General features: G+C 42.0%; 9 protein-coding genes. 8 read left to right on the forward strand and 1 reads right to left on the reverse strand.

Features of this window, described 5'->3' with window-relative positions; genetic code table 11:
• Positions 1 to 225: 225 nt before the first annotated feature.
• From PX484_RS13465 to PX484_RS13500, 8 genes are all read left to right on the forward strand, one after another.
• Positions 226 to 1,557 carry a protein kinase domain-containing protein gene (locus tag PX484_RS13465; protein ID WP_079208033.1) on the forward strand — a complete coding sequence of 444 codons (1,332 nt, stop codon included), beginning with the start codon at positions 226 to 228 and terminating at the stop codon, positions 1,555 to 1,557.
• A gap of 57 nt (positions 1,558 to 1,614) precedes the next feature.
• On the forward strand, positions 1,615 to 2,310 hold the full coding sequence (locus PX484_RS13470; RefSeq protein WP_002738410.1) for a vWA domain-containing protein: 696 nt from the start codon (positions 1,615 to 1,617) through the stop codon (positions 2,308 to 2,310).
• Between the two features lie 12 nt (positions 2,311 to 2,322).
• Positions 2,323 to 3,621, forward strand: a complete 1,299-nt coding sequence (locus PX484_RS13475) for a PP2C family serine/threonine-protein phosphatase (RefSeq protein ID WP_287668435.1) — start codon at positions 2,323 to 2,325, stop codon at positions 3,619 to 3,621.
• Positions 3,618 to 3,992 carry a hypothetical protein gene (locus PX484_RS13480; RefSeq protein WP_287766606.1) on the forward strand — a complete coding sequence of 125 codons (375 nt, stop codon included), beginning with the start codon at positions 3,618 to 3,620 and terminating at the stop codon, positions 3,990 to 3,992. The genes PX484_RS13475 and PX484_RS13480 overlap by 4 nt, the downstream gene beginning before the upstream one ends.
• Positions 3,989 to 5,230, forward strand: coding sequence for a DUF1036 domain-containing protein (locus PX484_RS13485; protein WP_287766605.1), 1,242 nt, complete (start codon positions 3,989 to 3,991; stop codon positions 5,228 to 5,230). The genes PX484_RS13480 and PX484_RS13485 overlap by 4 nt, the downstream gene beginning before the upstream one ends.
• 259 nt (positions 5,231 to 5,489) lie before the next feature.
• Positions 5,490 to 7,121 (forward strand): PrsW family glutamic-type intramembrane protease, encoded by a 1,632-nt coding sequence (locus PX484_RS13490; RefSeq protein WP_002799066.1) that lies wholly within the window; start codon positions 5,490 to 5,492, stop codon positions 7,119 to 7,121.
• Positions 7,118 to 8,812 (forward strand): YfaP family protein, encoded by a 1,695-nt coding sequence (locus PX484_RS13495; protein ID WP_287766601.1) that lies wholly within the window; start codon positions 7,118 to 7,120, stop codon positions 8,810 to 8,812. The genes PX484_RS13490 and PX484_RS13495 overlap by 4 nt, the downstream gene beginning before the upstream one ends.
• Positions 8,812 to 9,948 carry a hypothetical protein gene (locus PX484_RS13500; RefSeq protein ID WP_287668424.1) on the forward strand — a complete coding sequence of 379 codons (1,137 nt, stop codon included), beginning with the start codon at positions 8,812 to 8,814 and terminating at the stop codon, positions 9,946 to 9,948. The genes PX484_RS13495 and PX484_RS13500 overlap by 1 nt, the downstream gene beginning before the upstream one ends.
• Before the next feature lie 268 nt (positions 9,949 to 10,216).
• On the opposite strand, the gene PX484_RS13505 is transcribed toward PX484_RS13500, so the two are convergent.
• Positions 10,217 to 10,847: WD40 repeat domain-containing protein (locus PX484_RS13505; RefSeq protein WP_502882740.1), on the reverse strand; the 631-nt coding region annotated here is incomplete at its 5' end.

Genomic DNA, 10,847 nt, shown 5'->3' on the forward strand with positions numbered 1-10,847 from the left:
AAACAGCACTTTTTCTCGGTCAATGATTAGGATAAGTTATAAATTAAAAATTAATCAACAACTAAAGCTTATGCTTGTAGCTAAGTGAAATCATTGATTAAGAGACCTGTACTTTTCAATGACTTTTTCAGCAAACCCTAATTATATTTACTTGAGCTATAAGAAAGAAGAATCACCTTCAAAAACATTCCATTTGCTTAAGTTACCCTAAAAAGGAGGAACAAGGTGAGTGACCTACTCAAATCTGGACAGACAGTCCATACAGAATCTTCTAAAACCCCTTGCACGGTAGAGCAATTACTTGGCGGTGGCGGTCAAGGAGAAGTCTATCGAGCTAATTTAGCCGGTCAGCCTGTAGCGCTGAAATGGTATTACTCCCACTCCATTCAGGCAGATCCTCGCCAGTACGAACGGCTTGAGGCGGCGATCCATTCTGGCGCACCGAGTGATCGCTTTCTGTGGCCTATAGATATTGTATCAGAGCCTGGCATAGAAGGGTTTGGCTATGTCATGCCATTGCGAGAACTTCAATATAAAGGCTTTGTCGATCTAATGAAACGGCGCATTAAACCAGAACCCACCTTCAGAGCTTTAACAACCGCAGGATTTGAACTGGCCGATGGCTTTTTTCAACTTCATACCAAAGGGTTATGTTACCGCGATATCTCTTTCGGTAATGTTTTCTTTAATCCCAACACTGGGGATGTTTTAATCTGTGATAACGATAACGTCACCATCAATGGGGATCAAGAAGGTGGTGTTATGGGAACACCACGCTTTATAGCACCAGAAATCATTACTGAACAAGCGAGACCGAGTACGCAAACGGATTTGTACTCTTTGGCAGTTTTACTGTTCTATATGTTAATGATCCATCACCCCTTGGAAGGAAAGAAAGAAACCGAAATTAAATGTCTGGACGCTCCAGCGATGAATAAGCTTTATGGTACTGAGGCGGTGTTCATTTTTGACCCCAAAGACAATTCCAATGTACCAGTACGTGGCTACCATGATAATGCCCTTGCCTTCTGGCCTATTTATCCACAATTTCTCCGCGAACTGTTTACCAAGGCATTTACTAAAGGTATTCAAGACCCAGAAAATGGCCGCGTCAGGGAGTCAGAGTGGCGGGGAGCAATGGTAAACTTGCGCGATTCTATCATCTACTGTCCTCACTGTGGCGCTGAGAACTTCTACGATCCTGATGTAATAAAAGCATCAGGCGGTAAACCTAACCCTTGTTGGTCATGTCAGAAAGAAATTCGCTTGCCCCCTCGAATTCGCATTGACAAAAATATCATTATGTTGAATCATGATACCAAGCTATTTCCCCATCATATTAATGTAAAATTGTTTGACTTTTCTCAACCAGTCGCTGAAGTCACTCGACATCCCAATGATCCTAATATTTGGGGAATTAAAAATCTTATGCAAGAAAAATGGCTCTGTACTACGGCTGATAATCAAGTTAAGGATGTCGAACCAGGACGCAGTGCAACTATGGCTGTAGGAACAAAGATCAACTTCGGCAAAGCAGAAGGTGAGATTCGTCTTTGAAATGTTATTCCCTGTTTAGAAATCCACTTTTTTTACTGAATCAAGGAGATATTGAATATGCCACTACCAGGTGAAGGGTTGTCAAGCCGCCCCTTACATTTTATCTGGATTTGTGATTGTTCTGGTTCTATGTCTGTAAACGGCAAAATCCAGGTTCTCAATACAGCCATTCGTGAAGCAATTCCCTTAATGCAAAAAGAAGCAAATGAGAATCCCAATGCACAAGTATTAGTTCGCGCCCTTAAATTTTCTAGTGGAGCGCAGTGGCACATAGCTCAACCTACACCAGTTGAAAATTTTAAGTGGACAGATTTGACCGCTGATGGTGTCACAGATATGGGTAAAGCCCTCTCTATGGTTGCAGACCAACTTAAAATACCGCCCATGACTGACCGGGCGCTTCCCCCTGTTTTAGTGCTGATTTCTGACGGTCAGCCGACTGACGACTTTAGCAGTGGACTGAGACACTTGATGGAACAGCCTTGGGGCAAGAAGGCTGTACGAATTGCAATCGCAGTTGGTGGAGATGCAGATCATGAACCATTGCAGAAGTTTATTGGACACTCAGAACTAAGGCCTCTTCAATCTAATAGTCCCGAAAATCTAGTCAAACAGATTAAATGGGTTTCTACTGTTGTTTTAAAAGCTGCCTCTTCTCCTAGCAGTCAAACCAAAAACTCTAATTTTGGAGGCGGAAATGTCCCAATTCCAGTGCCTCAAAATGTTATCGATAGTGCATCTGATGTCTGGTGAAATGGAGGACTCATGAAAGAAAATATACCCCAACTAAAATGGCGGTGCATTGGTGAATCTGTCAAAGGAGCCTCTCATGTGCGTTCTGGATTGCCCAATCAGGATGCCATTCGCTGGTTTCCAGAATCAGGCATCGGTTTGCCATTGATTTTGGCTGTATCAGATGGCCATGGCAGTGCCAAAAGTTTTCGCAGCGATAGAGGCTCTCGTTTTGCTGTTGAAACGGCAATTAAAGTAATTCAAGAATTTTTCTTGAGCAGTCAATCGAGTGATATTAATTTCTCAGCACTGAAAGATGCAGCCCAAAGACTTCTACCACCGCGACTTGTCAATGAGTGGAGAAAAGCTGTCAACAAAGATTTGGGTTTGTCAGAAAATGATGAAGAAAAATTAACTAATAAACCCAACTTTACTGATGAAGAGAAACAGATTCTTGTTGATAAAGATGGAGAAGCTGCTTGGCAAGCCGTTGAAAATAACTATTTTCTCGCTTATGGGGCCACCGTCTTGGCAGTTTTAGTGACCGAGTTTTTCATTGTCTATATTCAGTTAGGTGATGGGGACATTCTTGAGGTGGATTCTAAGGGAAATACGACTCGACCTTTGGAGCGGGATCCCAACCTAATTGCCAATGAGACAACTTCACTCTGTATGAATAAGGCATGGAATGAATTTCAGGTTCATATAAAACTGTATCCACAAGGTACGCCCAAAGAAATACCTGCTTTAATTCTGGTTTCTACTGATGGCTATTCTAATTCTTTTTCTACTGATGAAGGATTTTTTAAAATTGGTCAAGATTATCGACAGATGTTCAAGTCAAATCTGACTGAAGAAGTCCGACAAAAATTAGAAGGATTTCTTCAAGAGACTTCAGAAAAAGGCAGCGGAGATGACATCACTCTAGGCATGATTAAAAGACTTGAAACCGATGATCGGGATTATCTAACAGACCGTGTAGAAGATTTAGATAGGAAAGTTATATTAGTTGAGGAGTCCAACATGAGACAACAAGAGAATATCTCGGTATTTGAGAGTAAGGTAAAACGCTTAGATAACCATCAAAAAAAAATTGATAACAAGGTTGTTTTGGTAATACTAGGTTTAATTGTGACGCTTCCTTTATCTGTTATTAGCACTGCCCTCAGTGTTTCTCTTTTTTTTCGTCTGGACGGGATTAACGCAGAGTTAAAACGCCAACAACAGACAGAAAATGAGATGAAGTTAGAAATCAATCGGATCAAAATTAAACAACAACCCGCTAAAAATACTTCTGAACAATCATCTTTCAACAGGATCTCAACCCGATGACTACTCTTAAAGTCGTTATCATCATGGCTCGATGTAGCCACTCCAAGCAAAGCTTTGGCATTCGCATGGAGGAAAAATTACCAAATCAGTGGATAGCTGATTGGGCTTTTCCCATTAAGGAAGCAGCCGCAAAACGGGAATGCTACGACAAAAGCCAAATTGCTGGCAGTTTTTCGGTAGATGATACTTATCCGGGTTGTTCTTACTGCGAACAAAAGAGCTTTGTTAAATGCGGGGGTTCTTTATTCTCTCGCTGTAATAAAGTATCTTGCGGAGGTGAGCAGGGTAGCTTTCATACCTGTCCTTGGTGTGGAACTAAAGCTCAAATTAGTGGTTACATCGAAAACCTGAGCGCAGGAAAAGACCTATGAACGACTTCCCTCGACAAAAGCTTTGTGAAATTATTACCCAGTACGGACAGGATGTTTCTGACAACCCTCAACGCTGTGAAGGATTACTAAAGGACTTTTGTGGGCAATATAGCAAGGAAGTCTTTCTTTTAGTGAATGCTCTTAAAAAAGGCGTGGCTACCGAGTTACTAAAATCCCAGAATCAGATTCCTCAAGCAGTTATTTTATCCAAGCTTACAAAGCGATTACAAGATGAGCTAGGAATAGCTGAGGAATCTGCTTACTGGGCTGTAGATTCTTGGGGATTAGCATTAGGGGTGATTTCCCAACCACGAACTAAAAATGACTTTCAGAGTCAACAACAATTAATTTTAGAACGACAACAACAAGCAGAAAAAGAGCAAAAACAAAGAGAAGAATATGAAAAAAAATTAGATCAATCCGAGCAAGAAATACAGCAATGGAAACAAGAAGTAGGCAAGCTAAATGAAGCAATAACAACAGCCAGACAACAGCAAAATATTAATCAGAAATCAGCCCATAAGTTTGCTGCCAATTTTGTTTCTATATTGGCTGGCATCTCAGCATTAGCAGCTTTTGTGCTTGGAATTTATGCTTATCAAAAAAATCAACAAATGGGCAATCTTACTGAAAATTTGAACAATCTTACAATTGAGTATAATCAAAAAAATGAAAATTTGATCACTGAACATAATCAAAAAATCAAGAGCCTGACAACTGAACATGATCAAGAAGTTGAGAATCTTATAACTGAACATAATCAAAAAGTTGAGAATATTACAAATAAGAGAAATTTGCTTTATAATCAAGTACAAAATTTTCAAAATACTCTAGAAAATGTTGAGAATAATCTGGAGAATAATCTTAATATATCTGGAGATACTTATTTAAACCTTTGCAATCAAACTTCTAATGACATAATTGATGCTGCAATTATGTATTGGGACGGAGACGGATGGAAATCAAGAGGATGGTGGAATATTAAAAAAGGAGAATGTACAAAAGTTTTCGTAGATTTTAACAAGCGAGGAGATATCTACATTCATGGACAAATAAACAATATTAAGTGGGGAGCTGATGATTTTTCATTTTGTGTAACAAGAACAGCATTTGAATTTGAAAAGTCTGATGAAATGGAATGCTCTGGTGATAATTATAAGGTTAATGCCATTAAGTTTTTGGTTTTCCCAGGAGTCAATGACTATAAGTTTAAAGATTATAAAAATTATACAGAATAATTTTATATTTCACTGATATTCAATTGAGTGTTAAAAAATATGAACAACTTACCAGGACAAAAAATCAAAGAAATTTTTACCCAGTACAGTCATTCAGTTTACTACGATCCTAAACTTTGTCAAGCTCTACTCAGGGTTTTTTGTGGGCAGTACCGGAAAGAAATTTCTGTCCTTAAATTAAATTGTCCTTTGCAGCCATTACCAATTTTTTATTTATAAAGAAATACCTCACTTACCTCAATGAAAATAGGCAAATCCAATGACACAACAACCTCAGTACAACGCTTATTTAAGACAAATTTACCCTAAAGCAGCCGCCCACACTACACCTACTCATCATCCCTTATCAACCCATCAATCTCTTGTCATTGGACGAGAGCCAAACTGTCAAATTGTTCTCAACTCCACCAACTATCCAGGAGTCTCTAGTCGCCATCTAGAAATTCGTCCCGTCATGCCTTCAGGAAGTCCTCCTTCTTGGCAAATCTGTGATTTAGGGAGTTCCAATGGCACTTATATTAATAACCAGCGATTGCAAGGTTGTCGGACATTACAATTAGGCGATCGCATTTCTCTCGGTCAGCAGGGTGTAGAATTCGTCTTTGAATGTCAAGTTAGCAATCCAGGACTTCCTGGTCGTCCTTTAAATATCCAACCTGGCGACTCCCTTCATTTAAGTCAAATGCTGCCCATCATCGCGACAAGGCAGGATTTATTTAAAAAAGCTTACCTGATACCAGGTGTCCTTACCGTCTTATTAGTCGTCGGACTATTTGCTGCGATCGGTAATCCTGACCTATTCAATGCCCTATTAGCAGTCTATCTGATTGGGGCAGGCTACTACTTCGTCTATCAATTGGGCGGCAAACAAAAACCCTGGTGGTTGCTGATAGGATCGGCAATAACTACCGTTTTACTCTTGCTCAGTCCTATTTGGTCGCTATTTATCTTGGTTTTCCGTCAAATCCTGCCAGGAGAAATACCGACAGAAGGAACAGAAATAGGATTTCTTTCTTCGTTTATCCACTATTTTTTTGGTGCAGGCATGGCAGAAGAACTCCTCAAAGCCATACCTGTCTTCCTTGCGCTGGGGATAGGACGAATGCTCAGAACCCCTTGGCGAGAGCGAGTGGGTGTCTGGGAACCCCTTGATGGCATTCTCTTAGCAACTGCCTCTGCTGCTGGCTTTACCCTCCTAGAAACCCTGGGACAGTATGTGCCTGGAGCGATTCAGCAGGTAGCAACTCAGGCAGGGGAAGGCGCAGGAGAATTAATCGGGATACAATTACTCATTCCTCGAATTATTGGTTCTGTAGCCGGACACATGGCTTATAGCGGCTATTTTGGTTATTTCATTGGCTTAAGCGTCCTGAAACCGTCTAGACGTTGGTCAATCTTGGCTATAGGCTACTTGACAGCATCAGCACTGCACGCCCTTTGGAACGCTTCTGGTGCTATCAGCAATCTCGTCACTGCCTTTGCCGGAATTTTAGCTTATGCCTTCTTAATGGCAGCCATTCTGAAAGCTCGGCAACTTTCACCAATTCGTTCTCAGAATTGGGCGACTCAGTATTACAGTCCACCGATCCTACCTCAAGCTCCCTTTTCGCTGCGGATTCAGCAGAAGACGATTCCTTTAACTGTCGGGACTCGGTTGCAGGCAGGGGAGATTCCTGGGTTGGGAGCGCAAAGTGCTAATGGAATAGTCGCTGAAGTAAATGCTAATCCCAAAGATCCCAGCATTTTAGGGTTGCAAAACTGTTCCAATCAATTTTGGATAGCTACTTTACCTATCGGGCAGCAAAAGCAAATCGATCCTGGGCGCAGCATCAAGCTTGCGGTTGGCACGAAAATTAACTTTGGTTCAGTTCAAGGAGAGGTGCGATCATGAGACAATCATCAAGTTGGAAAAAGGTTCTCTTATTCGGCTTATTAGGGGCTTTTGGTTGCCTAATCGGATGGTTATTGGGTGAATGGTTCTTATCTTGGACAATGCTGCCACAAACACAACAAGAAGCCTCGACACCTGCACTTGTGTTTAATCCAGAACTGACTAAACGACTGCAAAGAGAGGGAGCTAAAACAGGGGATGTTCAGCTTTCTCTGTTATGGAATAACTACAACGATTTAGATATACATTGTATCGATCCATCAGGAGAGGAGATTTATTACTCGCACAAGCGATCGCAATCAGGAGGCGAACTTGACGTTGATATGAACGCAAGTGGACGGCAATCAAAAGAGCCAGTAGAAAACATTTACTGGCCTGCTGGAGGCGCACCAAAAGGAAAATATCAGGTGTTTGTCAATCATTATGCCAATCATGGCGAGGCTGACCCAACTGCCTTTACGGTCGGTGTATTAGTAGAGGGGAATAGTCAAGAATTTTCTGGTTCTATTTCTCATGGTCAACCAAAGCGACCCATTTATGAATTCACCATTGAAGCAAAACCAGCACAACAGCAGCCTAACGCCCAGCAGTTTTGGTATATGGTGTTTATTGTCGGTCTATGGACAGCCTTGCTTGCCATTGGCTTATCTCTTGCCCTAGCAATCGGGCAAAACTTCTATCTTCATCGTCCGTTTTTATCCACTCGTCAAGGCACTATCTTACTTGCAGGAGGGCTATTAGCAGGCCTCGTTTCTGGTGGTTCTGCTCAAGCACTGTTGAGTTTAGTTGCCCAGTCAGAAATCCTCGCTAAAGCTGGCTGGATCGCTGGCTGGACGCTTTTGGGAGGGCTTTTGGGAAGGGGGATGGGCTTTTTCATCTCTAACCTACAAGCAAAACGAGCGACTATTGCTGGTGCGATCGGCGGTTTCTTTGGTGCTTTAGCCTTTTTGTTGGTTTCCCAGAGTGCCGGTGATGCCTCTGGTCGTTTGGTTGGAGCGGTTATTTTAGGCTTTTTTATCGGCTTAATGGTCGTTTTCGTTGAAGTCGCTTTTCGTACAGCTTGGCTGGAGATTCAATACAATCCCAAAGAGAGCCGCACAGTCAATCTGGGAGCCGAACCCGTCAGTATTGGTGGCGATGCCAAAGCTTGTACTATTTACGCCCCGAATGCGCCACCTGTTGCCCTGCGTTACCGACTCAGCCAAGGTCAAATCCTCTGCGAAGATATCGCCACTGGGGTAACTCAGCCACTCCAACCAGGGGATAATCAGCGAGTGGGCAATCTTACCGTCTTTGTTCACAGTGCCGATGCACCAGATCAATTAGCCTACCGCGATCTTAATCGTGCTTCTCCAGAAGCTTATCAGGATAGGTCTTCCCCTTCCTATTCTCAACCTCAGACTCAATTTTCCTTGCACATTAAAAGACAAGTCATTTCTCTAACGAATGGAACTCGCTTAACTGCAAGAGAGATTCCGGGGTTAGAATCTCAAGGTGCTGATGGTGTGGTAGCACAGGTGAATCCTAATCCTAAAGATCCTAGTGTATTGGGGCTACAGAACTGTTCCCATCGAGCTTGGACTGTAACTTTAGCTAACGGTGAGCAAAAGCAAATCGATCCTGGGCGCAGTATCAAGCTTACGGTTGGCACTAAAATTAACTTTGGTTCAGTAGCAGGAGAAATTTGCTGATGAATGATTTACCCCGTCAAAAACTCAAGGAAATTATTATTCAATATGGTCGTTCTCTATGTGATGAACCACAACGCTGTGAGGGACTGCTACGAGACTTATGTGGACAGTATCAGAAGGAAATTGCGGTTCTCGTAGGCGCACTGAAAGAACGAGTCCCCGCCGATTTACTGGCCTCGCAAAATAGTACGCCACCAGTGGTATTTTTAGCACGACTAACCAAAAAACTGCAAGATAATCTGGGGTTAGCTGAAGAGGCCGCTAGATGGGCAGTGGAATCCTGGGCTTTAGCTTTGGGGGTGATTTCAAGCAATGACCTTAAAACCAACCCTTCATCGGATCCACCAATTCCTACGCCAATCCCGACTCCTGTACCAGATTCTGCTGGGCAACCAACTTCCTCTTTCTCGGTTTCTTCAACTATCCCCGTGCAACTGCCTGTCAATCCCGTCACCATTCCTTCTCAGCCAGTACCCCCGCCAACGCCTCCTTCACCTTCAAACAATTGGACAAAGATTGCGATCGCTCTTGGCTCAGTGGGAGTTTTGGCATTAGCGGGCAGTGTAGTGCATTTTCAAGAACAGCAAAAACAGGCGAGCGATCGAGAAATAGCCGAATTGAAAGCCAGAGAAGAACAACGTCTAGAAGCGGAACAGCGCCAACGAGAAGAGGCCGAACGTCGAAGAAAAGAGGCAGAACAACAACTTGCAGAAGAACAAAGAAGGAGACAAGAAGCAGAAGCCCGACTGGAAGCAGAGCGTCAGAAATCAGAAACTTTTGTTCCTAGTGAAAGTGTCAATCAAGATATCAACGAAGGCGAAGCGATATCCCTGATTGAAAATCTGTACTATGCGCTTTCAGAAAAAAACTTCGATCAGGCAAGGTCTTTATATAGCCCACAATTGGCAGAGTCATTTTCTTCTCCTAGCTTCTTCAGTCAATTTAAAAGAGTAACTGTCGAAGATTTACAAGTTACTTCGAGAACAGATACTTCGATAAACTTTATAGGACAAAATACTTATGTTTATCCCGATGGTTCAACCCAAAGAGAACTCAGATCGTACACCGTGAGAAACTTGGATGGAGAGTTAAAAATTACAGCATCTGAATTCATTAAAGTGACAAAGTTTAGATAAAATTCTAGCGTTAAAACCCAAAATGTTGGGTTCTTCGTTACTTGGTATGATTCTATATGGAGACATAAATCGACTAAATCCTGATCTGGCAAGAGATTTAATTGATTAGTTCGCTCCAGATTGCAAACAATTGACAAAAATTGCAGTAATGTCTGTTTCTATAAGGGTTTCATCCCTTATAACCCTGTCCGTTGCATAAGACAAACCGAAGAGATCAAGAAATTAACTAATTAATTTAACCTTCACCCCCCACCCAGTCAAACCAAGTTTAAAAGGTGAATGGTTTTATTTTCCCAGTACAGGGGGATAGAGCTTCTCGTTTTTCGGGACGAGTCCTGAGATAATCTTCTAACCAAAGACAACCTCGATCGAGCAATTTTTGTAAATAATCATATTCCGTTTCTAAGGGCCATCGATGCTTTTGACCATCCCTAGCAATAATCACAATCTCTTGACTATCAGGACTAAAAGCGATCCCATAGACGATATCTTCTTCTATTTTAAACTCGGAGCGCAAATTTCCGTCCATGTCCCAGCGTCTAGCTGTACCATCCCTTGAAATAGCGGCGATTTTCTCACCATCGGGACTAAAACTAACTCCATAAACGGGAAAAGAATCGGTTTTAATCTCCTTTAAAAGATTGCCCTGTAAATCCCAAATTTTAATCTTTCCCCGAGTAGCGGTAGCAATTTTTTGATGATCAGGAGAAAACACCAAATCATAGATAATACTATCATCAACTGTCCAAGAATTAATCAATTGAGGCCGATGATTGCTTAAATGCCAGTATTGAATTTTTCCCTCGCTTGTTCCCGTGATTATTGCTGTTCCCTCTCCATTAAAAGCAAGACTATAAATCGGTACTTGACTAGCAGTAAATTCTTGAAGCATTGTTCCT

Source organism: Microcystis sp. M49636_WE2, from assembly GCF_030065375.1.
Taxonomy (GTDB): Bacteria; Cyanobacteriota; Cyanobacteriia; order Cyanobacteriales; family Microcystaceae; genus Microcystis; species Microcystis aeruginosa_C.